20 protein-coding genes are annotated in these 23,351 nt (G+C 40.6%); 6 read left to right on the top strand and 14 right to left on the bottom strand.

The genetic code is table 11. The features are described from left to right. Nucleotides 1-57 precede the first annotated feature (57 nt). From NQT69_RS08665 to NQT69_RS08710, 10 genes are all read right to left on the bottom strand, one after another. Nucleotides 58-1,089, bottom strand: coding sequence for an FAD:protein FMN transferase (locus NQT69_RS08665; protein ID WP_256827251.1), 1,032 nt, complete (start codon nucleotides 1,087-1,089; stop codon nucleotides 58-60). Nucleotides 1,090-1,185: 96 nt separating this feature from the next. After that, a complete protein-coding gene (nqrF, locus tag NQT69_RS08670) occupies nucleotides 1,186-2,415 on the bottom strand; it encodes an NADH:ubiquinone reductase (Na(+)-transporting) subunit F (protein WP_256827252.1) in 1,230 nt (409 codons plus the stop codon). A gap of 19 nt (nucleotides 2,416-2,434) precedes the next feature. After that, complete coding sequence (gene nqrE / locus NQT69_RS08675; RefSeq protein ID WP_016708692.1) at nucleotides 2,435-3,043, bottom strand: NADH:ubiquinone reductase (Na(+)-transporting) subunit E; 609 nt, start codon at nucleotides 3,041-3,043, stop codon at nucleotides 2,435-2,437. Between the two features lie 10 nt (nucleotides 3,044-3,053). After that, nucleotides 3,054-3,686 (bottom strand): NADH:ubiquinone reductase (Na(+)-transporting) subunit D, encoded by a 633-nt coding sequence (locus NQT69_RS08680; RefSeq protein WP_099294880.1) that lies wholly within the window; start codon nucleotides 3,684-3,686, stop codon nucleotides 3,054-3,056. After that, nucleotides 3,686-4,435, bottom strand: a complete 750-nt coding sequence (locus NQT69_RS08685; protein WP_256827255.1) for a Na(+)-translocating NADH-quinone reductase subunit C — start codon at nucleotides 4,433-4,435, stop codon at nucleotides 3,686-3,688. The genes NQT69_RS08680 and NQT69_RS08685 overlap by 1 nt, the downstream gene beginning before the upstream one ends. After that, the gene (locus NQT69_RS08690) at nucleotides 4,428-5,630 is read right to left on the bottom strand and encodes an NADH:ubiquinone reductase (Na(+)-transporting) subunit B (RefSeq protein ID WP_256827256.1); all 1,203 of its coding nucleotides are present in this window, start codon (nucleotides 5,628-5,630) and stop codon (nucleotides 4,428-4,430) included. The genes NQT69_RS08685 and NQT69_RS08690 overlap by 8 nt, the downstream gene beginning before the upstream one ends. A 4-nt stretch (nucleotides 5,631-5,634) precedes the next feature. After that, complete coding sequence (locus NQT69_RS08695; protein WP_256827257.1) at nucleotides 5,635-6,978, bottom strand: Na(+)-translocating NADH-quinone reductase subunit A; 1,344 nt, start codon at nucleotides 6,976-6,978, stop codon at nucleotides 5,635-5,637. Between the two features lie 371 nt (nucleotides 6,979-7,349). Then, on the bottom strand, nucleotides 7,350-8,543 hold the full coding sequence (gene fabV, locus NQT69_RS08700) for an enoyl-ACP reductase FabV (protein WP_256827258.1): 1,194 nt from the start codon (nucleotides 8,541-8,543) through the stop codon (nucleotides 7,350-7,352). A 100-nt stretch (nucleotides 8,544-8,643) separates the two neighbouring features. Further along, complete coding sequence (locus tag NQT69_RS08705) at nucleotides 8,644-8,955, bottom strand: BolA family protein (RefSeq protein ID WP_256827259.1); 312 nt, start codon at nucleotides 8,953-8,955, stop codon at nucleotides 8,644-8,646. Nucleotides 8,956-9,024: 69 nt separating this feature from the next. After that, on the bottom strand, nucleotides 9,025-9,621 hold the full coding sequence (locus NQT69_RS08710; protein ID WP_256827260.1) for an alpha-ketoglutarate-dependent dioxygenase AlkB family protein: 597 nt from the start codon (nucleotides 9,619-9,621) through the stop codon (nucleotides 9,025-9,027). Between the two features lie 43 nt (nucleotides 9,622-9,664). Between NQT69_RS08710 and NQT69_RS08715 the strand changes: the two genes are divergently transcribed. The 4 genes from NQT69_RS08715 (at nucleotide 9,665) to NQT69_RS08730 (ending at nucleotide 13,443) form a co-directional block, all read left to right on the top strand. Continuing rightward, complete coding sequence (locus NQT69_RS08715) at nucleotides 9,665-10,813, top strand: methyltransferase (RefSeq protein ID WP_256827261.1); 1,149 nt, start codon at nucleotides 9,665-9,667, stop codon at nucleotides 10,811-10,813. A 2-nt stretch (nucleotides 10,814-10,815) separates the two neighbouring features. Continuing rightward, nucleotides 10,816-11,373 carry a YajG family lipoprotein gene (locus tag NQT69_RS08720; protein WP_256827262.1) on the top strand — a complete coding sequence of 186 codons (558 nt, stop codon included), beginning with the start codon at nucleotides 10,816-10,818 and terminating at the stop codon, nucleotides 11,371-11,373. 2 nt (nucleotides 11,374-11,375) lie between these two features. Continuing rightward, a complete protein-coding gene (locus NQT69_RS08725; protein WP_256827264.1) occupies nucleotides 11,376-11,996 on the top strand; it encodes a peptidylprolyl isomerase in 621 nt (206 codons plus the stop codon). Between the two features lie 61 nt (nucleotides 11,997-12,057). Next, entirely contained in the window at nucleotides 12,058-13,443 is a 1,386-nt protein-coding gene (locus tag NQT69_RS08730) for an AmpG family muropeptide MFS transporter (RefSeq protein WP_256827266.1), read from the top strand. 66 nt (nucleotides 13,444-13,509) lie between these two features. Here the strand turns inward: NQT69_RS08730 and NQT69_RS08735 are convergent, their stop codons facing one another. From NQT69_RS08735 to erpA, 4 genes are all read right to left on the bottom strand, one after another. Further along, nucleotides 13,510-13,749, bottom strand: coding sequence for a helix-turn-helix domain-containing protein (locus tag NQT69_RS08735; protein ID WP_256827268.1), 240 nt, complete (start codon nucleotides 13,747-13,749; stop codon nucleotides 13,510-13,512). A 511-nt stretch (nucleotides 13,750-14,260) separates the two neighbouring features. After that, the gene (locus NQT69_RS08740) at nucleotides 14,261-17,344 is read right to left on the bottom strand and encodes an efflux RND transporter permease subunit (RefSeq protein WP_256827270.1); all 3,084 of its coding nucleotides are present in this window, start codon (nucleotides 17,342-17,344) and stop codon (nucleotides 14,261-14,263) included. 3 nt (nucleotides 17,345-17,347) lie between these two features. Beyond that, nucleotides 17,348-18,439 (bottom strand): efflux RND transporter periplasmic adaptor subunit, encoded by a 1,092-nt coding sequence (locus tag NQT69_RS08745; protein ID WP_256827272.1) that lies wholly within the window; start codon nucleotides 18,437-18,439, stop codon nucleotides 17,348-17,350. Between the two features lie 133 nt (nucleotides 18,440-18,572). Continuing rightward, entirely contained in the window at nucleotides 18,573-18,911 is a 339-nt protein-coding gene (gene erpA, locus NQT69_RS08750; protein ID WP_099294890.1) for an iron-sulfur cluster insertion protein ErpA, read from the bottom strand. 241 nt (nucleotides 18,912-19,152) lie between these two features. Here erpA and NQT69_RS08755 point away from each other — a divergent pair, with 241 nt between their 5' ends. Together NQT69_RS08755 and NQT69_RS08760 are read left to right on the top strand one after the other, a co-directional pair. After that, nucleotides 19,153-21,534, top strand: a complete 2,382-nt coding sequence (locus tag NQT69_RS08755) for a diguanylate cyclase (RefSeq protein WP_256827274.1) — start codon at nucleotides 19,153-19,155, stop codon at nucleotides 21,532-21,534. Nucleotides 21,535-21,664: 130 nt separating this feature from the next. Beyond that, nucleotides 21,665-23,347 carry a chloride channel protein gene (locus tag NQT69_RS08760; protein WP_256827276.1) on the top strand — a complete coding sequence of 561 codons (1,683 nt, stop codon included), beginning with the start codon at nucleotides 21,665-21,667 and terminating at the stop codon, nucleotides 23,345-23,347. Nucleotides 23,348-23,351 lie beyond the last annotated feature (4 nt).

Genomic DNA, 23,351 nt, shown 5'->3' on the forward strand with positions numbered 1-23,351 from the left:
AAAAGTGCTTGATGCTAACCATCAAGCTGTGTGTATTATAAACCGCTTTGTGCTCTGCTACAAATAGGGTTTAAATGCTGGGCTCGAATAAGTCACTAAACCATCCTTCGATTTAGCTATTAGATAGACCGCTAAGTCATTTTTTTCTGCATAGGCTTGAGCTTTTTCCATACCCATTACAGTCAAAGCAGTAGCAAGGCCATCTGCGGTCATGGCTGACGGGTGTAATACGGTTACTGATACTAGATCATGGCGACTCGGCATACCGGTGACTGGATCAATCAAATGGCTGTAAGTCACACCATCCATTTCATAAAATATACGGTAATCACCCGATGTTGCCATGCCATTGTTACCAGGCGCTAAAATATGGTGTACTTTGCGTGTGCCTGGCTCTGCATCAGGTTGCTCAATCGCTATGCGCCAATCCTGTTCGTTAGGCTTTTTACCTGAGATACGTAGCTCACCGCCGATCTCGACCATATAATTTGTTAAACCGTGGCTTTCTAATAGCTCTGCAACTTTATCTATACCATAGCCTTTTGCAGTGGCAGAAAACGAAAGCTCTAAGCCGTCAACCGTTTTTGCTAAGCCTTGCTCTGTCAGTTTTAATTTATCAACACCAATTTTAGCAATCATATTAGCTAATGCGTCATCGGATGGACGCTTAGTTGGTTTTTTATCAGGACCAAAACCCCATAAATCAATCAAAGGTCCCATTGTCACATCAAGGGTTTTAGTTGACTCCCCTAGGCGAATTGATTCGCTCACCACCGCTCTAAAGTCACTACTAATTGGCATGACTTCACCAGCAGCTAAGCGGTTAAATTGATTAATCTCAGACTCTTTAATATAAGTCGACATTGATAAGTTAATGCCTTTTAACAGCTCTGTGATTTCTGGCAGTAAATTAAGTGTGTCGAGTTTTTCTTGCTGGGCAAATACTTTGATGTGATAAGTCGTACCCATGGTTTTACCTTCAAGATAAAGCTCTTGCGGTTCATCACTTTGACCACAGCCCGTTATGAGTAAAGTGAAGGTAAGAATAAATAAGGCAATTAATGCCTGCGGGTGAAAAACTCTATTCATGGCAGCCTACTTTAAATTTGATATAAAAAAGCCTCGTAACAAGCATTGCTACGAGGCTGATATTCTAACCAAAACTAAACTGTTTTGGTATCAGTGTTAGCCACCGAAATCATCTAGTAAGATATTTTCGTCTTCAACACCTAAGTCTTTCAACATTGTGATAACAGCAGCGTTCATCATTGGAGGACCACACATGTAGAACTCACAATCTTCCGGCGCTTCGTGATCTTTAAGATAGTTCTCAAATAACACGTTATGGATAAAGCCAGTGTAGCCTTCCCAGTTATCTTCAGGTTGTGGATCTGAAAGTGCTGTATGCCATACGAAGTTTGAGTTTTCAGCCGCTAAGCCGTCAAAATCTTCTACGTAGAACATTTCACGTTTAGAACGTGCACCATACCAGAAGCTCATCTTACGCTTAGAGTTCAAACGTTTAAGTTGGTCAAAGATATGTGAACGCATTGGCGCCATACCAGCACCACCACCTACGAATACCATTTCAGCATCAGTTTCTTTTGCGAAGAACTCACCGAATGGACCAGAGATAGTCACTTTATCACCTTCTTTAAGTGACCAAATGTACGATGACATTTTACCACAAGGTAAGCTTAAATCTCTTGGCGGCGGCGTAGCGATACGCACGTTAAGCATGATGATGCCTTCTTCTTCCGGGTAGTTAGCCATTGAGTAAGCACGAATTGTTTCTTCGTCTACTTTTGACTCTAGGTCGAAGAAACCAAAATGGTTCCAATCGCCACGGTACTCTTCAGGTACATCGAAATCAGCGTATTTAACGTGGTGCGCAGGGGCTTCAATTTGAATGTAACCACCGGCACGGAACGGTACTGATTCGCCATCAGGGATTTGTAGCTTAAGCTCTTTGATGAAGGTTGCTTTGTTATCGTTAGAGATAACTTCACAATCCCACTTCTTAACACCGAAAATTGACTCTTCAAGTTCAATTTCCATGTCATTTTTAACATTTACCTGACACGCTAAACGGCAGCCTTCACGGGCTTCACCTTTAGAGATGTGATCAAGCTCTGTTGGTAAGATATCGCCGCCACCTTCTTTGATGTGTACACGACACTGACCACAAGAGCCACCGCCACCACATGCAGATGATACGAAAATACCTGACTCAGATAGTGCACCTAATAGCTTACTACCTGCTGATGTTTTAATGGCTTTATCTGGATCGCCATTTACGCCGATGATGATGTCACCGCTTGCAACTAACTTAGATTTAGCACCAATGATGACTAAAACTAGTAGTACAACGATAGCGATGAAAACACCAACGCCTAAGAAAATCTCATAACTCATGATTTATCCTCGCTACCTATTAAAGTGAAATACCAGAGAATGACATAAAGCCAAGACCCATTAAACCAACAGTGATGAAGGTAATACCTAAACCACGCAGGCCGTCTGGCACGTCTGAATATTTCATTTTTTCACGAATACCAGCAAGTAATGTAATTGCTAGCGCCCAACCTACACCAGAACCGATACCATAAACAACAGACTCGCCGAAGTTATAGTTACGCTCTACCATGAAAGATACCGCACCAAAGATTGCACAGTTAACTGTGATCAATGGTAGGAAGATACCTAACGCGTTATATAGTGCAGGGAAGAACTTATCTAATGCCATTTCAAGAATTTGTACTAGTGCTGCAATAACACCGATGAAAGTCAAGAAACGTAAGAAGCTAAGGTCTGCTTCAGGGTAGCCAAGCCACTCAAGTGCACCCGGTGCAAGAACCGCATGATAAACCAAGTTGTTAACTGGTACTGAGATACCCAATACCACAATAACTGCCACACCTAGGCCGATAGACGTTGTTACTTTCTTTGATACTGCAAGGAAAGTACACATACCTAGGAAGAAGGCTAGCGCTAAGTTTTCAATGAAAACCGCTTTTACGAATAAACTAATATAATGTTCCATTGTCTGCCCCTTACCCTTTCGCTTCTACTTGGTCTTTCTTATAAGTACGAAGTACCCAAATGAATAAACCAATGATGAAGAAAGCACTAGGTGGTAAAATCAATAGACCCATAGGTTGGTACCAACCACCATCTTGTACGAGAGGGATAATGTCAGCGCCAAACAAAGTACCTTTACCAAATAGCTCACGAATAAAGCCAACAGTCAGTAACACTACAGAGTAACCAAGACCATTACCGATGCCATCAAGGAATGACATGATAGGTGGTGATTTCATTGCGTATGCTTCTGCACGACCCATTACGATACAGTTAGTAATAATTAGACCAACAAATACCGATAACTCTTTTGCCGTAGCATAAGAGAAAGCTTGTAGTACTTGGTCAACAACGATTACCAATGATGCAATAATAGTCATTTGCACGATGATACGAACAGATGACGGGATCTGGTTACGGATCATAGAGATAAATAAGCTTGAAAACGCCGTTACCAATGTCAATGCGATTGACATGATTAACGCATTTTTTAAGCTAGACGTTACCGCAAGCGCAGAACAAACACCTAGTACTTGTAGCGCGATTGGGTTATTTGCGAATACCGGTCCAAATAGAACCGACTTCATTTCTTTAGTATCAGCCATTATTTCAACGCTCCTTCACGTACTCTCGCAAGGAAAGGACCAAAGCCGTTTTCGCCAGTCCAAAAATCAACTGCATGATCAACACCGTTAGACGTTAAAGTTGCACCTGATAAGCCATCGATTTGATGCTCATTCTTAGCGCCACTTTTTACAATGTTGATTGGTAACTCTTTACCACTCCAACTTGCAGTCCACTGTGGGTTTTGAATTTCGCCACCCAAGCCTGGTGTTTCATTGTGCTTATAAAAGTTAATATCTTTAACCGTTTCGCCATCGCTTTCAAGCGCTAAGAAACCATACATTACACCCCAAAGGCCGTAACCTTGGATTGGTAAAATGATAGCATCTGTAGAACCGTCTGCTTTTTTAGAAATGTAAACTGGCGACTCTTTAGTCATACGCTGAATGCCGGCGATATCTTTGATACCCTGTTCTTTCAGTGCAACACTAATTTTTTGGTCGAATTTACTTTTCTCAAAGTCAAAGCTATTAGGGTCAGTTTCAACAAACTCACCTGTGCTCATGTCAACAACACGTGCTTCGATTTTTGCGTTAAACGTATCAGAGATATTTTCAACTGCGTCAATACCTGCCGCTGCTAAGATATTTTTTTGAATATCTTGCGTTTTGTTAGCTTGCTGTAATGGGCGAAGCTGAACTGAAGCAAACGATACGATGATTGCACACACTAAACATAGTGCTACAACAACGGTTAGCGTTTTGCCGATTGATTCGTTATTACTAGACATTACGTGCCAACCTCCGCTTGATATTAGCCTGCACTACAAAGTGATCGAATAATGGTGCAAATAAGTTAGCAAATAAGATTGCTAGCATCATACCCTCAGGGAATGCAGGGTTGACTACACGGATCATTACTACCATCACACCAATTAGTGCGCCGTATGCGAATTTTGCTTTATCTGTAAATGCTGCAGACACAGGGTCTGTCGCCATAAAGAACATACCAAAAGCAAAACCACCAAGAACTAAGTGCCAATGCCAAGGCATTGCAAATACTGGGTTAGTGTCAGAGCCAATTGCATTTAATAAGAATGCAGTAGCAACCATACCCAAGAACACACCTAGCACGATACGCCAAGAGGCAATTCGCACGTAGATTAAGAATAAACCACCGATTAGGATAGCAAGCGTAGAAGTTTCACCAACTGAACCTTGAATGAAACCGTAAAACGCATCCCACCAAAGAGCCATGTTGCTGTAATCTAATGAACCAACAAACGCTTGACCTAGCATAGTTGCACCAGAGAATGAATCTACTGCTGTCCATACTGTGTCACCTGAAATTTGTGCAGGGTATGCGAAGAATAAGAACGCACGGCCCGCTAATGCAGGGTTTAAGAAGTTACGGCCAGTACCACCAAAGATTTCTTTCGCGATTACTACACCAAACGTGATACCTAACGCTACTTGCCATAAAGGAATCGTTGCTGGAAGGATCAACGCAAATAACACTGACGTTACGAAGAAACCTTCGTTAACTTCATGCTTACGCACCGAAGCAAATAATACTTCCCAAAAACCACCCACAGCAAAGGTTACTGCGTAGATTGGTAAGAAGAAGCATGCCCCGTAAAACATTTTAGCGCCCCAGCCTGAGTTAGCGGTTAACTCACCACCAAATAACTGGAACAAACCAACTTGCCAAGAGTTTGCTAGTTCAAAACCTTGTGCTAGAGCACCCGCGGCCTGATGACCGATATTGAACATACCAAAAAACATGGCAGGGAACGTCGCCATCCACACTAAAATCATCATACGTTTTAGGTCGATGTTGTCACGAACGTGTGTCGCGCCTTTATTTACATAGCCCGGAGTATAAAAAATCGTTGCTGCTGCTTCATACAGTGCATACCACTTTTCATGTTTACCACCGGCTTCAAAATGCGGCTCGATATCTTCTAGAAATTTCTTTAAACCCATCTCTCTAGCCTTCCTTCTCGATCGTAGTCAAGCAATCGCGTAGGATTGAACCATACTCGTATTTACCTGGACAAACGAAGGTACATAACGCTAAATCTTCTTCATCAAGTTCAAGTGCGCCCAATGAGATAGCACCATCTAAATCACGTGCGATTAAGTCACGTAATAAAAGCGTTGGTAAGATATCTAACGGCATTACACGCTCATAGTTACCAATTGGCACCATGGCACGTTTTGAACCACCTGTTGACGTTGTCATTTTAAATAAACGACTTGGTGCAAGGTGAGATAAGAAAGTACGTGTCACTGAGAATTTATCACTACCTGGACGGATCCAACCAAACAACTCTTTTTCGCGACCTTCAAGTAAAACTGATACTTGAACATGGTAACGACCTAAGAATGCTTGAGGACCTGCAGAAATAGCACCCGCTAGAACAGAACCAGAAATTACACGGTTATCACCGTCTTCTAATTCGCCCGCAACTAAATCATCCAGTGCAGCACCTAGTTGAGTTTTCACTAAACGAGGGTTTTTAACACGTGGACCGGCAAGAGAAATAACACGATCTGTGTTGATTTCACCAGTAAGGAATAAGTGACCAAACGCAATAACGTCTTGGTAACCAATATGCCAAACTTGCTTACTTGCAGATACTGGGTCTAAGTGATGGATATGTGTGCCAACAAGGCCAGCCGGATGTACGCCACCAAACTCATGTACTTCTACTTGAGGGATTGATGAGCTAGGTACTTGGCTACCTGCTTGTTTACAAACAAATACTTTACCGTCAGTTAAACGAGATACCACAGCTAAACCCGCTTCGAATGCTTGCACATTTTCGGCAATAATAACCGCAGGATCTGCAGCTAATGGGTTAGTGTCGATAGCCGTCACAAAAATAGAGCTAGGATTTGCATCCACAGCCGCTACCTTGCTGAATGGGCGAACACGAAGTGCTGTCCATTGGCCTGACTGAATTAGTACTTCTTTGGCTTTTTCACGGTCTAAGCTTGAAAGCTCATCGGCCTTGAAAGAGTCAAAGGTGATTTGCTCACTGCCATTTACTTCAATAACGACAGATTGCAGCACACGTTTTGCACCACGATTAATTTCTTTTACTGTACCAGCAGCTGGGGCAGTAAATAATACACCTGGGTTCTTTTTGTCTTCAAAAAGTACCTGGCCTTTTTTAACTTGGTCATCCACACGAACATGCATGGTTGGACGCATACCAATAAACTCTTCACCTAACACAGCTACACGTTTGACGGCTGAGCCATCATGAATAACTTGCTGAGGTGCGCCCTCTATGGGTAAGTCCAGACCTTTTTTTATGTTGATCATACGCACTTGCACTACATTAACGGAAAGAAACTGAAAAATCGTACCAACCACGTCGCTTTTTGACTATTCAAGCAAATTCAAGATATCAAAGAACTGCCTGTTTAAGACACAAAACAAGCAACGCAGTAAAACTCCTCACATATATTGCCCGAATTTTAACACCAATCAGGGTCACTATGCGAGTGTAAATATGAAATTTATACGACAGGAGCAGTAATTTAGCTCAATAGGCACATTTGAATAAAATTCAATATAGACCAAAGTGTAATTGCCCGCGAGTAAGGATGAAAATTAAACAGAAAATAAGCCTAACAATAAATGACAGGCAATAAAAAAGTCGCCGTAGCGACTTTTTCAATTAACAAACAGAATTAGTCAATCATGTTTGCAATGTCTGCAACAGGTTCTACATCTTGTTCGTAATCTACGCTGTCGATACCAAAACCAAACAAACGTAAAAACTCATTGTGATAGCCTACATAATCAGTGAGTTCATCAATTGTTTCTGTGGTTACGCTATCCCACACAGTTTGAATACGCGCTTGAACATCATCTTCCAACTCTTTGTAGTTTTGGAATAAATGGCCGCCGTCATCAAAACGTGGTGAATCACCATATAGATTCTCAGTAAATAAACTATGAATTTGCTCAATAGTACCTTCATAAGTACCATCGGCTTTCATTACTTTAAATAATGCTGAAATGTAAAGTGGCATAATAGGAATGGCTGAACTTGCTTGCGTAACAACCGCATTAAGTGACGATACATACGCTTCACCGTTAAGTGCTTTTGTTGACTCTTTAATGGCTACGGTGGCACGGTCTAAGTCTTCTTTTGCTTTACCAATCGTTGCATGACCGTAAATTGGCCATGTTAGCTCTTTACCAATGTAAGTATAAGCCGTGGTTTTGAAGTTATCAGCCAATACGTCAGCTTCTTTAAGGGCGTCAATCCACATTTCCCAATCTTCACCGCCCATTACTTTAATAGTATTGTCGATATCGTCTTGGTTTGCAGCTTCTACTGTTATTTCATCAATTTCACGCTTTGACGTATTAAGGTTTTTAGTCGTCACCGCATCGCCAATTGGCTTAAGTGTAGAAGAATATGTTTCACCAGTATTTGGATCAGTGCGACGAGGAGATGCAAGGCTATAAATAATTAAATCAACTTTGCCTAAGTCAGCTTTAATCGTATCAATTGCTTTTTGCTTGATTTCGTTTGAAAACGCATCGCCATTGATATTTTTAGACCAAAGGCCAGCTTCATCAGCGGCATTTTGAAATGCAGCCGTGTTATACCAACCCGCAGAACCTGTTTTACGTTCAGTGCCTTCTTTTTCAAAGAAAATACCTAAGGTTTTAGCACCACCACCAAATGCAGCAGTAATACGCGATGCAAGGCCATAGCCTGTAGACGCACCAATAACTAGTACATTTTTAGGCGCATCTTTAAGTTCACCTTGCTGTTTTACATAGTTAATTTGTTCTTGCACGTGCTCTGCACAGCCTACTGGGTGGGCGTTAGTACAAATAAATCCGCGAATTTTAGGCTTAATGACCATTGATCATCCTATATCTATCTCAATAAAAATTAGCGCTAGTTTAAAGGCTAATTGTAAAAATACAGGTCTGATCAGTATTTATAACTCTCAGACCTGGCCGTTAATCTAATTTAGAACCGCCCAAACAGGTTGGCGAATCGGCAACATTGCCTTCTTGCTCACTAAACTCCTCGGGGGTAAAAGTATGAATGGCCAACGCATGAATATGATTCGCCAACTCATCTTTTAATACTTCATTAATTTGACGATGACGTTGCAATAAGCGTTTGCCGCTAAATTCTTCACTAACGACAATAACTTTAAAATGTGAATCTTCACCACGGCTGTGCATGTGGCTTTCGTTAACGACGTTAAGGTGTTTACAAGCAATCGCTTCTGCAATTTTACTTTGTATTTGTTGCTGCATTGACATAAAAGGGCCGATTCATAACTAATTCATTGTATTACTATAACAAGTTGCAAAGCGCCTTGGCTAACAAAATTAGTGAGTTTGCTTTATATACCTAAACGTCAAACTAATACGCGGGTGAGCCAAGGTGGTTTGTTTTGCTATTGCATGCTGAAAATCTCGTTGGCTATGACCATGCATCACTAAACAACTACCACTGTGTAACTTAATTTCACTGACCTTATTACTAGCTTTATGTTTTAACTTAAGTGCTCGCTCTGCACCGAGTGAAATACACACTATTGTGGGCTCTGCACCCAGCTCAATTTCGTCATCGCTATGCCACCCCATGGTATCGTTGCCATCACGGTAGTAATTGACTAATAAAGAATTAAAAGGCTGCTGTAAATGGTGTTCCAAGCGTTGACGCATAGCCAATAATACCGAAGGCCATGGTTCAACTATTAATTTACTCTGCGAATAACCATACTCAATGTCATTATCACTGATAAAGCATTGCAACCGTGGAATAGGCCCTGTTCGGCCATACACTGTGGTGGTGGGTTGTTGCCAAGGTAAGTTTTGCTGTAAATGATAAAATAAATCGAGGCTTTTTTGCGCACTAAGCGCCCTTCTTTGATAAGAAAAGCCATTTGGTAACTGTTGGGGGTTGGCGTTTGGCCGTTGCATGTTAGAATTTACCTATCATTTGATTACTGATCACTAAACTATTATGACCACGCAAGCACAGCTCGGCGATACATCCTTTACTCTTGAACGTTTTCCGCTAGATCAAAAAAACCGCAGCCTACAAGCATGGGATTCTGCTGATCAGTACCTCGTTGACTATGTTACTGAACATTACCCTGATTGTCGCTCATTGCTGATTTTTAATGACAGCTTTGGGGCTTTATCTTGTTATTTTAGTAAACAAGGGTTAACAGTTTGTTCAGTCAATGATTCTTATATTAGTCATCAAGCCGCAGCTTATAACTTAGCTGAGAACAAAATTGTCACAGCGAATTTTAGTCAACTGGACAGTTTATCAGCGCTACCTGAAAACGTTGATTTAGTACTTATGAAGGTGCCACGTACGCTCGGGTTTATGCAATACCAACTATCAGAGCTCAGCGAAGTGTTAACGCCAGGTACACCCGTGATTGGCGCAGGTAAAACTAAAGATATTCACAATTCGACCATTAAAGCGTTTGAGCACTATATTGGTGAAACTAAAACCAGCTTAGCGGTTAAAAAATCACGTTTAATTATCAGCCAAGCGAAAGGCGGCTATAAAGCGGCTGATTTTCCTGTTAATTGGCCGCTGGAAGGCACTGATTTTACCATCAGTAATCATGCAAATGTGTTTTCTCGTGACTCGTTAGATATAGGTGCGCGGTTCTTTTTTAATTATTTACCACAAAGCAGTAAAGCAAAGCATATTATTGATCTAGGCTGCGGCAATGGCGTTATTGGTTTAATGACATTGTCACATTGCCCTAATGCCCAAGTCACCTTTGTTGACGAGTCTTATATGGCAGTGGAGTCTGCACGATTAAATGTAGAACTCAATATGGAAGATAAATTTGAACAGTGTTCATTTATCGAAAACGACTGTTTAACCGGGTTTGAACGTGAAAGTGCTGATATCGTTTTGTGTAATCCGCCTTTTCACCAAGCTCAAGCTGTGACGGATCACATTGCTTGGCAAATGTTTAAACAAGCAAAAGATACCTTAAAAAATGGTGGCGAATTACGTATCATTGGCAATCGTCATCTGGACTATCATGACAAACTAAAACGCATGTTTGGCAATTGCAAATTACTTGGCTCAAATAAAAAGTTTGTCGTTTTAAGTGCAACTAAAAATAATGGAATGCTATAGCAATGAAAAACTACATTTTACCGTGCTGTGTTTTGTTAGCCCTAGGAGGCTGCAGCAGTAGCCAACCAAATCAATTGATCTTAAATCCGGTTTACCAAAGTGGTAAAGTTAGTTCAATTAGCCAAAGCCTTAGTACCAGTGTTATTGATTTACGTGGCGACCCTGCAACACTTAAATTAATTAAATCAGATAAAACACAAACTATTGCCAGCCAAGGTTTAACTGAATCCATTAAAAGTATTTTAGATAGTGCTTTGAGCCGAAATGGTGCCAGTATTTCAAACTTAGCAACAACGCGCTTTGAAGTAGATATACATACGCTGCAAGCGGTGGTTACAGAAACCATGGTTACTCACTCAAGTAGTGCAAAAATAGAGTTAGGTGTGCGTGTAATTCGAAGTTCAAGTAACTTCAGAAAAATTTACCGAGGTAATGCAAACCTTGAAGGCCCGCTTAGCCACGATAGAGCTAAAATAGAAGGTCAGCTTAATAAGTTGACTGAACAGTTAATTACCCGCATGGTATCAGACCCTGAATTATTAGCATTTTTAGAAGGTTAAACATGAAACGTTTTTTTATATTTTGTGCATTATTAATGATTAGCCAAAGCTTACTGGCCGCTACAGAAGGCCGCTTTGTGCAAAAAAATAACATGTTCCCCCGCGTTGAAATTACTACCACTATGGGCAAAATCGTCATTGAGATGGACCGTTCTAAAGCCCCTATTACAGTTAATAACTTTTTGACCTATGTGATGGATGGCAGCTATAAAGGGACCGTATTTCATCGAGTAGAACGTGATATGGAAAACGACCGCGACTTTGTGATTCAAGGCGGTGGTTATGACAAAGACTATGAGGGTGTTTATGAAGGCGACCCAATCTTTAACGAGAGCGGTAACGGCTCTAAAAACGATATGTATAGTATCGCAATGGCTTACCAAGATAGACAACCTCATTCAGGGACTCGCCAGTTCTTTTTTAATATGGATGATAACGACCACTTAAATCCAGGCCGTGAATGGGGCTTTGCGGTATTTGGTACTGTGATGGACGGCTATGAAACACTAGATAAAATCATGCAAGTTGAAACCGGCTTTAATGAAAAAATTGGTTACGACTTTGTACCTAAAACCCCTGTGGTTATATTAAATATGGCCGTGTTAGAGCCTACACCTTTGTAATTTTAATTGGGGCTTAGTTTTAATAAGCCCTAATCTTTCCCTCTTTGCCAATGAAGGCGTTATGAAAAGCAGCTTATCAATCACTGAATATTTTTCTTATTTTAAAGACAAACGGTTAATCAACGTTTTCATATTTGGTATGAGTAGCGGTTTTCCATGGGTACTGATCGGCTCGGTTATGTCTGCTTGGCTAAAAGACGAAGGCCTGAGCCGCAGCATGATTGGCCTGTTTGGTATTGTATTTGGTGCCTATAGCATTAACTTTTTATGGTCGCCTTTGGTTGATCGCATTAAATTGCCCCTGCTTTACAACTGGCTTGGTCAACGCCGCAGCTGGATTTTGTTGTGCCAAAGCTTTATTTTACTTGGTGTGGTACTGCTTGCAGGACTAAATATCACACAACACCTCGCAATAGCCGCCGCTTTATGTTTACTTATCGCTGTAGCCTCTGCAACGCAAGATATCGCTATTGATGCCTTTCGGATTGACACTTTAGATGAAAGTGAAAGCCATAAAGCCACCGCTGCTGCGGCAATGGCAACTTCTGGTTGGTGGAGCGGTTACGCCCTACTGGGTGCCATCCCTTTTTATATGGCTGATATTCCAACTATTGATTGGCCACAAGTCTATTATTTTTTAGCTGCTTTAATGCTCTTACTTATGAGCTGCGTGTTTTGGGCAAAAGAGCCTGAGTCAAATCGCGAAGCAGTCCATGCTGAACTGGAGCGCATTTATCAAGCTAAGCTTGCTGCTAATCATCAAGACTCACATTCAGCTAAAGTCGTAGCCTGGCTAGCGGTCACAGTAATAGACCCATTTAGAACCTTCTTTGCCCGTAACGGAGTTAAGACCGCGCTTGCCCTACTTGCCTTTATATTCTTATTTAAAATTGGCGAAGCATTTTTAGCGCGTATGTCAATTGTATTTTATAAAGAGGTCGGTTTTAGCAATACCCAAATAGCGAATTACTCAAAGCTAGGCACAGGATTAATTACTATTGTATTTGCTTTTTTAGGCAGCATTTTTAACCATAAATACGGCATAGTTAAGGGCTTATTTATAAGTGGGGTGGCTATGGCTGCCTCTAACTTAATGTTCTCATGGATTGCCGTAGCAGGCCCACAAGAGCATTTATATGCTATGGCTATTGTTGTTGACGGTTTTACTCAAGCTTGGTCACTTGTGGCTATGGTGGCATTTATATCTATGCTTTGCGATAGGGCATTTAGTGCGACCCATTATGCGCTATTAGCGTCTTTAGGTAATTTAGGCAGAACATTACTTTCAAGCTACAGTGGAGTGGTTATTGATGATTGGCTGGGTGGGAACTGGTCGTTATTCTTTATTTTAACAGCATTAATGGTATTGCCGTCGCTGGTGTTTTTATACTTAATTAGGAAAAGGCTTTATGAACTTGAGAACAACTACCATAAAAATGCAAAGTAACTAGTTGTTTTATTTGTGAAAGCGCTTCCTTGCACTGACATAAAAATTAATTAAAGAGATTAATTATTAATCTTCTTTTAATAATCCTAACCCTTCATACGGGTCAACTTCTAATGCATCGCAATAGCGTAAAAATTCAATCACATCTAAACGACGCTCTTGATTTTCAATTTTACCAACAAAAGAGTGAGGCGTGCCAAGTACTTGTGCAAGGCTGCGCATTGTGTGACCTTTTTCATGGCGTTTTACTTTAAGCCATTTTGTCAATTTTGAGTTTTCTTCCGAAGAAACTGTTTTACCCATCATAAAAAACATCTCCTACTAGATGATTTAAAATTCAATTAATACAAGAGTGAAATTTGCCCGTCTCACTCTTGGGTATATTATATGCTATAACAAATCTTGTGACATAAAAAACTTAGTCTAGGTCCATTTTTAGTACAAAGTGAAATGACACACAGCTATTGCGTAACGCACAATAAAGAGTAAATACTCGATAATGCGTCAATCTTTAATGTATCAAATAATGTATGTAATTGAACCTATTTTGAGATAAATTATTTTTAACTTATATATTAATGAGTTAAGATATAAACAGTGTAAAATATAAGCAGTAGAGGCTATTATGTTCCGATTACTTTTTTTATTACCCATTGCACTTTGCTTGGTTTGGTACTTTTTTCTTAAGAAAAATGGCGTACCCATTAAACAAGGTAAAAAAGGCTTTATATACATTTTAAGCTTTTCAGCCCTAGTGTTAGGCTTTTTTGTTCTAATGATTCAAGTCACCCACCAATAGTGAGTGACTTGATTTAAACTATTGGCTGCTTTTTCGCTCACGTAACATCAGTAAACATGGGGTCAAAACTAAGGTGAGCACAGTTGCAAATGTGAGTCCGCCAGCTACAGCGGTCGCTAATTGCACCCACCATTGTGTTGAAGGCGCGCCGAAATCAATAGTACGGTTAAATAAGTCAATATTGATTTGTAGCACCATCGGCATCAAGCCTAAAATCGTCGTCACTGTCGTTAATAGCACAGGCCTTAAACGCTGCGCTCCTGTTCTTAAAATGGCATCTTTCGCTGCTAGTCCCTGACGTCGTAAAACATTGTAGGTATCGATCAATACTATATTATTATTAACAACAATACCGGCTAACGAAATCACGCCAATGCCTGACATAACAACCCCAAATGGCTGCTGCAATACCAGTAAACCTAGAAACACGCCCACAGTTGAAAATAACACTGCACTGAGTATTAAAAATGCCTGATAAAAGCTGTTAAATTGCGTGACCAAAATTATACCCATTACAAATAACGCCACTAAAAAAGCGTTTTTCAAAAAGGCTTCTGATTCATCTTGATCTTCAGTTTCACCACGCACCTTAATTTTAACTCTAAGGTCTAATAAACCTTGCTCTTTTAATTGCGCCTGTAATCGGGGTAGGGCTTTTGCAAGTTGCTCACCTACCTTCATATCAGCATTAATGGTCACAACCCGATGAGCATCTACTCGGCGTATAGTGTCAACTTTTGGCGCGGCATGACGCTCAACAAAATGCGTGATGGGTATTTGTCCATGCATGGTTTTGATACGTAATGTTTCTAAACGCCCTAAGTCGCGTTTATCATGAGGAAAGCGAACACGGATATCGATTTCATCATCAACATCATCAGGGCGATACTCACCAAGCTTTAAGCCGTTGGTTATTAGCTGCACATTTGCACCAAGCATGGCAGCATCAGCACCAAATCGCGCAGCATCTGCACGGTTTAGTTTTAATTGCCATTCAATACCGGGCTTTGAAGCTGTATCGTCTACATTGCGAAAAGCCCCATCTTCTTCAATAGCTCGGCGAATAATATTAGCTTGTTGATTTAACACTTCAGGAAATTTTGAGCTTAGTTCGATACTAAGTGCTTTACCGCCGCCGGGACCATTCTCATCCTTTCGCAGCTCAATTTCTACGCCGGCAAAGCTTGCTGTAATTTCATTAACCTGGCTTATGATATCTTCAGCCGGAGCGCGCTCATCCCAATCCTTCAGGTTCATTCTAAAGCTGCCAATTTGATCCGTACCACCGGTGCGTGCATAAAGAGTTTTAATTCCTGGCACCGCTAATATACGGGTTTCAATTTCTTTCATGATCACGTCTTTTTCATAAATAGACAGATCACTGTAGGAGCGCACCTTTATATTGACTCCATTTGGTTCTACATCGGGAAAAAACTCAACACCTAATTTTGATACACCATAGCCAAAAAATACCGCAACAGAAAAAACAATCGCTACGAGCAAGGTCCACCAAGGCTTGTCAATTGCATGGTTTAATAAACGAACATAACGTCCAGAAAAACCTGATAACTGTGTTAAGTCACCTGACTCAGCAAGCATCAAATCACTTTTTTGCTGTGTAGTTAAAGGCCGTGTTTTACCAATTAAACCACCAATCGTTGGTACAAAAACAAGTGCCATTAATAATGACGCCGTTAGGGTGGCAATTAAGGTAATAGGCAGATACTTCATAAACTCGCCCATCATACCCGGCCAGAATATTAATGGCGCAAATGCAGCAAGTGTTGTCGCGGTAGAGGCAATGATAGGCCATGCCATACGCTCTGCAGCAATCTTGTAAGCCTGCTTACGTGACTTGCCTTCACTCATGGCTCTATCAGCAAACTCGGTCACTACTATCGCGCCGTCTACCAACATGCCCACCGCCATAATTAAAGCAAATAACACCACAATATTAACGGTTAAGCCAAACAGTGAGATCACTAATATGCCAGTTAGGAATGAGCCAGGTATTGCAATACCAACTAAAAATGCAGTGCGAGCGCCAAGTACTGCAACGATAACAATAACCACCAGCAACACTGCTGAGAGCACATTATTTTGCAAATCTGAGAGCATCACCTTCACGTCTTTAGACATATCACCGGTGTAATCTACCTTTATGTGCTCAGGCCACATTTTTTTTGCTTGATTAACAGTCTCTTTAACGTGGGCTACGGTGTCTATAATATTCTCACCGGCACGTTTTTTAACTTCTAAAGATACTGCTTGGCGACCATTAATACGCGCTATAGAGCTAGGATCTTTATATGCGCGACGAATTTTTGCCACATCCATAAAGCGTACAACCCTATCACCCACAACTTTAACCGGTTGCTCCATAACATCTTGAATAGTTTCAAATACAGATGGAATTTTTACTGCAAACCGCCCTTTACCTGTATCTAAAGTTCCAGCGGCAACCAAGCGGTTATTATTAGATAACAATTGAATAATATCGTTAGGTTCTAGGCCATATGAAATCATCGCTAATGGATCAACCTCAATTTCGACCATGTCTTCACGATCCCCTCCCACATCAACTTCTAAAACACTATTGATGCTTTCAAGCTCATCCTTTAAATTACGCGCTAGAGTTAATAAGCCTCGCTCAGGTGAGTCACCAGAGAGTGTAAGTGTAATTGTAGGTTGCTCATCTTCCATTAGGATTTCATGAACCTCAGGCTCTTCTGATTCAGAAGGTAGCTTCGCTTTCGCTAAACTGACTTTATCACGTACATCCGCTAAGGCCTCTTTAGGGTCCATCCCCGCCATAAATTCAAGTGTCACCGATGCATGGCCTTCACTAGCCACCGCAGTCATTTCTTTGACCCCTTCAATAGAGCGCAATTCAATTTCCATCGGCCTTACCAGTAAGCGCTCTGCATCTTCAGGGGAGATGCCATCATGAATAATCGACACATAAATAAATGGAATCGTTACATCAGGGTTGGCCTCTTTGGGAATATTTTGATAGGTCACCCACCCCGAAATAAGCAGTAAAATGAATATAGACAGTACTGTACGTGTATGGTTAAGCGACGCTTCAATTAAATTTTTCATCGGTTACTCGCCGGTTTTATCTGCAGCATCAATATACACAGGTTCAACAATATCACCCTCGCGCACAAAGCCTTGACCAAGCGTAATAACATTGGCAGTGTCACCAAGTCCCCACAACCACACTCCCTGCGCAGATGACTTAGCCAGCTCCACCCGTTTAAAAACAACGCGGTTATTTTCATCTATAATTTTGACGCCAATATTTCCCTCATCATCGAGCGCCATATAAGCAGGACTTAGTAGCATTGCAGGTGCCGATTGCAGTTCAATATCAAGCTGTGTTGAAAAGCCGGCTTTAAACGCCATACTTGGGTTTGAAAATGCAGCTTCAATTCTAAAAGTATTGGTATTTTCATCAGCGACTGAAGCGATATAACGAATTTTACCAGGGTACGTTTTATCATTGAGTACATGAGCGTGCACACTTTGCCCAACGGCTAAGCCCACTATTTCTTTTTGTGTTGCATCTGCACGTACTACCAGAGGGTCTAAATCCGCTAACTCTAAAATAGCATCGCCAACGCCAACATAATCACCAATTTGTACTATGCGTTTATTAATGATGCCGCTAAATGGGGCGCGAATTTCTGTACGCTGAAGTTGCAGCTCAAGGCCAGCTAAACGCGCTTTCCCTTGTGCAAGCACGGCTTCACTCCGCATGGTTTGTACTCTGTCTTGTAACCCTTGATCACGTAAAGACAACGCCCCTTCGTATTCGGCAGTGTATTGTTTTAATAAGGCAGTTGCAGAGCCTATTTGTGCATCTAAGTCTGATTTATCAAGCTCTAATATTAGTTCACCTTGTTTAACAAATTGACCTTCTTCGACATAAATTTTTTCAACTTCGCCAGCTTGTCGAGCGCTCACTTTAGCTAACTTATCAGGCTGAGATTTACCGTAAAACGACAATGTTTTTTTCAGGTCTTGCGCCACAAGTTTAACAACTTGCACTTTTGCAACCTTTTCTGCGGCTGTTGGTGCTGTTTCATCACTCGCTTGCGAGCTGCCGGAGCTCATCCAAATCAAAAGCAATAAAACAATGGTTAAGGCAAGAATATAGGGCTTTTGTTCTAATTGTTGGACGAGCTTTTTCAACGCAATGTTTCCTTATTAGGCATCTGGTATCGGTGCATAAGTATGTTGTAATAATAGGTAAGGAGTAGTCTTAGGGCAACATTTATAGTACAGGTACAAAAAAGCCGCTTTACAGCGGCCTTTACATAATGTGTTATACGCTAAAACTAGCGCCACACCCACAAGTTGTGGTCGCATTAGGATTAGATACAAAGAATCGAGCACCTTCTAAGCCCTCAGTATAATCAACTTCGCCATCGACCAAATACTGAATACTCATAGGGTCAACGACTAAAGTGACCCCGTTTTTTACGATTTCTAAATCGCCTGGGTTAGCTTTTTCGTCAAAAGTAAAACCATACTGAAAACCAGAACAACCACCACCGGTCACATAGACACGTAGCTTTAGCTCAGGATTTTCTTCTTCATCAATTAATTGTTTAACACGAATAGCCGCAGCATCGCTAAATTTAATCGGTAACTCTTCTGACATACCAAACCCCTCAATTCCTCTAATTGCGCGATTATCTATTACCCTAGTGTTTTAATCAAGTATAGCCGTGTGACAGTTTGTTAAATCAGCACCCAACTTTGTGGTACTAAGTAACCAAAACCAATACAACTCAATAACTTAAGCGAAATATAAATTGAAATTCAATGGCTAACTGCAATAATTAAGCTACACTAGTTAATGCCTTAGTAGATTACGCAAAAAGGTATAATGAGGGAACATTTTGATACATCATCTTAAATTACACTTTGTATCACCAAGTACATTTACCACAGAGCAAATTACTGCACAGTATGACTATTTATTAGTATTCACGTCTATTCTCATTGCTATTTTTGCATCCTATATTTCATTTCTTTTATCTGCTCGCATAAAAAGTTCACAGCTAAAAAATGAAGCTGTGATTTGGACTTTTTTATCCTCATGCTTTTTAGGGGTGGGTATTTGGGCGATGCATTTTGTTGGTATGCTAGCCTATAAATTACCTGTTGAGGTTAATTACGATTTAACCATTACTTTATATTCAATTCTGCCCAGTGTATTTGCCAGTTACATTGTTATTTCTACCGACTTGGGCCGCGCAAAAAGCTTATTACTACGTAGCCTATTAATGGCAGCTGGTATCGGTAGCATGCACTTTTATGGCATGATGGCGATGATCATGCCCGCTCATATGACCTATGAGCCTTGGTTATTCTCATTATCCATATTAGTGGCTGCAGTGCTGTCAGGGCTGGCTTTAAAAATTAATGATTTACGCCAAACCAGAACTGCAATATCACTTCATGCAAATTTATTATCAGCCTTGGTAATGGGGTGCGCGATTTCTGGTATGCACTATATTGGTATGATTTCAATGTATGTGTTCGAATCAAATCAAACTGTGTATATCCCCGCAAATAGTAACCCAGAGTTAGCACAAGTAATTATATTAGTATTAATAGTTTTGAGCTTACTGCTAGTAGGTATTATGGAGTTAAGAGCTCGAAGCTTATTATCAGCTAAATTGAAAGCGGTATTAAATACCGTGCAAGATGCAGTAATTAGCTTTGACCACCAAGGAAATATTGAGTTTGCAAACCCAGCAACAGTCGCAATGTTTGGATATACACTTGAAGAACTTATTGGTAAAAACATTACACTTTTGATACCAAAAACACACCGTGAATTTCATAGCCTGTTCAGTCATAAGCAAATTAAAATAAAACAAACCGAGCTACTCGGTAAAAGCCGATTATTACAAGGCTGTAAAAAAAATGGCAGCAATTTCCCAATTACGCTTTCACTCAGCCCGATAGATAATAATGTTAATGGCGCTTTTGTTGCAACGATCAAAGACTTAACTGATATTCAAAACCAAGAAGCATTTACCCAAACCATCTTTGATACTTTACCTAATATACTTATTGTTAAAGAAGCTCAAGAGCTGTCGATTACGCATGTCAATAAAGCCGCAGAAACCCTACTTGGTAAAAATAAAGAAGCATTAATTGGTTTAAAAGATGCTGAGTTGTTTGTCAGCAAAGAAGCAACACTTTTTAGTGAAGCTGATAGAGCCGCATTAAGCTCAGATCAATGCGTAACTATTAATGATGAACCCATCACTATAAACGGAAAAACCCATTACCTGCGCACCAGAAAAATAGCTATAAAAGATAATAATAATGAAGCGAAGTTCTTACTTGCAGTATCCGAAGATATCACTGAGCTAAGGGCTGCAAAAGTTGAGCTTGAAAACTTACATCAGCGTATGTCTATGGCTGCTAACGCTGCTCATATGGGAGTATGGGAGTGGAATTTTAAAAGTAATCAATTAATTTGGGATGACTGGATGTTCAAATTATATGGCATTAATAAAGAAGACTTTTCTGGGAACTATTCATCTTGGTCTAAAGTTATTCATCCAGGTGATTATGAAGCTATTTCAACAAACCTTACTCGGGCTATAATGTGCCAAGAAGATTTTCATGCAGAGTTTAGAGTGATCTTACCTAATGGTGAGGTACGTTATCTCAATGCCGACGGTCGAATTTATGGAGATAAATTAATAGGTATTAATTTCGATATTTCAGACCGTGTTATCGCCAAAAATAAAATATTAGAACTCGCCCAAACTGATTACTTAACAGGTTTAGCCAACCGCAGTTCATTAGTGAAGTTTGCCAAAAGCGAATTTAAAAATGCCAAGCTGAAGGGTTACCAAATTGGCTGTTTATATTTTGATTTAGATAATTTTAAACCAATTAATGACACCTATGGACATTATATTGGTGATAAAGTGTTAGTAGAAATAGCAAATCGCTTAAAAGCAACCGCAAGAGAGAAAGACTGTGTTGCGCGGATGGGGGGAGATGAATTCGTCGTTATGTATATACAAACCCGTATATCGCAAACGCAAATTGAAAATACGCTTGATAGATTCATACACGCAATAGAACAACCTATCATTACAGAGCAAGGCGATTTTTTAATTAGCGCAAGTATTGGCTATGCCTTATTCCCAGATGAAGCGAGTGATTTGGATCAGCTACTAACAAAAGCTGATGCGAAGATGTACACCCATAAAAGAACTAAATCACAAAATGACAGTGATTATATTAATTAGCCCTATAAAGCCAAATAATACAACTTATGCCCTAATAAATTTTAGAATATTAAAACATTTTTAAAAATCCCAACGACTTAATCCTACACTTTTGATAAACTCTCGCTAAATAAATGGCGAGGAAGAATGTATGTGGCTTGAAACGCTTCGGCGTCGCTTGGCAAAGCCAAAAACATCGGTGCAATTGTGCTTACTAGGCGTAAGCGCAGGGTTAATTGCCGCGTTTTTAATCATTCTATTTCGCTTAACCATTTTATTTTTTCAGGGATTATTTCTCGAAACGCCTGATGACTTTAGCACTCTGCCCCCCCTAGAACGTTTACTAATGCCGGTTGGCGCCGCTTTTTTGATAGCATTATTTGCCGCATTCACAGGTTTTAAACACTACCGCCTAGGTATTCCTTTTGTAATTCACCGAATCAAACATTACTACGGTCAAATGCCGCTTTATAATACGGTAAACCAATTTGTCGGTGGCGCACTGGCTTTAATAAGTGGCTTTTCAGTGGGTAGAGAAGGCCCTTCTGTTCATATGGGGGCAACGGGAGCAAGCCTATTAGCTGATAAGCTTCACTTACCTCACAATGCAATGCGAACACTCAGTGGATGTGGTGTTGCAGCAGGTATTGCTGCATCTTTTAATACCCCCTTAGCCGCAGTAATATTTGTTATGGAAGTGGTATTGCGTGAATATAAAGTTCATATTTTTGTACCAATAATGCTTGCAGCTACAACTGGCGCCTTGGCGACTCAATTTGTTTTTGGTGACGCCTCTGAGCTTGAGCTAATCACCGTCACGGCATTGAGTGGCTGGCATTATCCGTTTCTAATTTTATTCGGTATGGCGTTAGGCGCAGTCGCATTTGCTTTTAATCAAAATCTAATGCTAATTATTCGCACATTTAAACCCCTAAGCATGTTTCCACGTCTGCTTCTAGCGGGATTAATTGCAGGCTTAATTGCCTATATGGTTCCCCATTCTATGGGCTCAGGCATGAGTGCAATCACCATTGCTGTTGAATCTCCAGATGATGTACAGCTGCTCACCACGATTTTAATTGCTAAGTTGTTTGCCACTTTATTTGCTATCGGCTTGGGCATTCCCGGTGGTATTATAGGGCCAGTTATTGGGTTAGGCGTTTTGATGGGCACATTAATGGCATTTTTTGCTCAGTTTATTAGCCCGGGTATGGATATATCAGGTACTTACAGTGTCTTGGGCATGGCAGGGTTACTTGCCGCGACACTACACGCACCGCTTGCAGCCCTTACAACCGTTATGGAGCTAACATCTAGCCCAGAAATAATCGTGCCGGCAATGTTAGTAATTTCGACGGCTTATGTCACTGCACTACAATTTTTTGGTAATCGTTCTATTTTCTTACAACAATTAGATTTTCAAGGGCTTAACTACCATGTATCCCCCGCCACTGAAGCCTTACAAAAGGTTGGGGTGATGGATGAAATGGATGAGAACTTTAAGCTACTTTACTCTGATGATAAAGAACAAATAAAAGCCAGTCTTGATGCAGTAAACAGCCAAACGCCACTGATTGTGTATGATGAAGAAAATGGCTACCGTTTAGCTGAGTATGATTTGAGTTTAATGTCAGATCAAAACATCGCTATAAACTATATCAGCCTGCAAGGGATCAGCAGCCAAGCCACGCTTGCTGATGCGTTTGATATATTAAAAGATAAACGCACAGGCGCAGTGTATATTTACAACTTACTCGATAACCAACAAATTATGGGAATTATGCGCTGGGATCAGATCCGCCACATCCTTACAATACGTAATAGCTTACTGTAATAAC

This window comes from Pseudoalteromonas shioyasakiensis (assembly GCF_024518675.1).
Classification (GTDB): Bacteria; Pseudomonadota; Gammaproteobacteria; order Enterobacterales; family Alteromonadaceae; genus Pseudoalteromonas; species Pseudoalteromonas shioyasakiensis_B.

Coding starts and splice junctions, on each gene's coding strand:
- nqrE (WP_016708692.1), bottom strand. CDS start 3,043: ATGGAACATTATATTAGTTTATTCGTAAAAGCGGTTTTCATTGAAAAC.
- NQT69_RS08705 (WP_256827259.1), bottom strand. CDS start 8,955: ATGTCAATGCAGCAACAAATACAAAGTAAAATTGCAGAAGCGATTGCT.
- NQT69_RS08665 (WP_256827251.1), bottom strand. CDS start 1,089: ATGAATAGAGTTTTTCACCCGCAGGCATTAATTGCCTTATTTATTCTT.
- NQT69_RS08760 (WP_256827276.1), top strand. CDS start 21,665: ATGTGGCTTGAAACGCTTCGGCGTCGCTTGGCAAAGCCAAAAACATCG.
- erpA (WP_099294890.1), bottom strand. CDS start 18,911: ATGTCAGAAGAGTTACCGATTAAATTTAGCGATGCTGCGGCTATTCGT.
- NQT69_RS08695 (WP_256827257.1), bottom strand. CDS start 6,978: ATGATCAACATAAAAAAAGGTCTGGACTTACCCATAGAGGGCGCACCT.
- NQT69_RS08680 (WP_099294880.1), bottom strand. CDS start 3,686: ATGGCTGATACTAAAGAAATGAAGTCGGTTCTATTTGGACCGGTATTC.
- NQT69_RS08710 (WP_256827260.1), bottom strand. CDS start 9,621: ATGCAACGGCCAAACGCCAACCCCCAACAGTTACCAAATGGCTTTTCT.
- fabV (WP_256827258.1), bottom strand. CDS start 8,543: ATGGTCATTAAGCCTAAAATTCGCGGATTTATTTGTACTAACGCCCAC.
- NQT69_RS08725 (WP_256827264.1), top strand. CDS start 11,376: ATGAAACGTTTTTTTATATTTTGTGCATTATTAATGATTAGCCAAAGC.
- NQT69_RS08720 (WP_256827262.1), top strand. CDS start 10,816: ATGAAAAACTACATTTTACCGTGCTGTGTTTTGTTAGCCCTAGGAGGC.
- NQT69_RS08730 (WP_256827266.1), top strand. CDS start 12,058: ATGAAAAGCAGCTTATCAATCACTGAATATTTTTCTTATTTTAAAGAC.
- NQT69_RS08685 (WP_256827255.1), bottom strand. CDS start 4,435: ATGTCTAGTAATAACGAATCAATCGGCAAAACGCTAACCGTTGTTGTA.
- NQT69_RS08735 (WP_256827268.1), bottom strand. CDS start 13,749: ATGATGGGTAAAACAGTTTCTTCGGAAGAAAACTCAAAATTGACAAAA.
- nqrF (WP_256827252.1), bottom strand. CDS start 2,415: ATGAGTTATGAGATTTTCTTAGGCGTTGGTGTTTTCATCGCTATCGTT.
- NQT69_RS08690 (WP_256827256.1), bottom strand. CDS start 5,630: ATGGGTTTAAAGAAATTTCTAGAAGATATCGAGCCGCATTTTGAAGCC.
- NQT69_RS08740 (WP_256827270.1), bottom strand. CDS start 17,344: ATGAAAAATTTAATTGAAGCGTCGCTTAACCATACACGTACAGTACTG.
- NQT69_RS08715 (WP_256827261.1), top strand. CDS start 9,665: ATGACCACGCAAGCACAGCTCGGCGATACATCCTTTACTCTTGAACGT.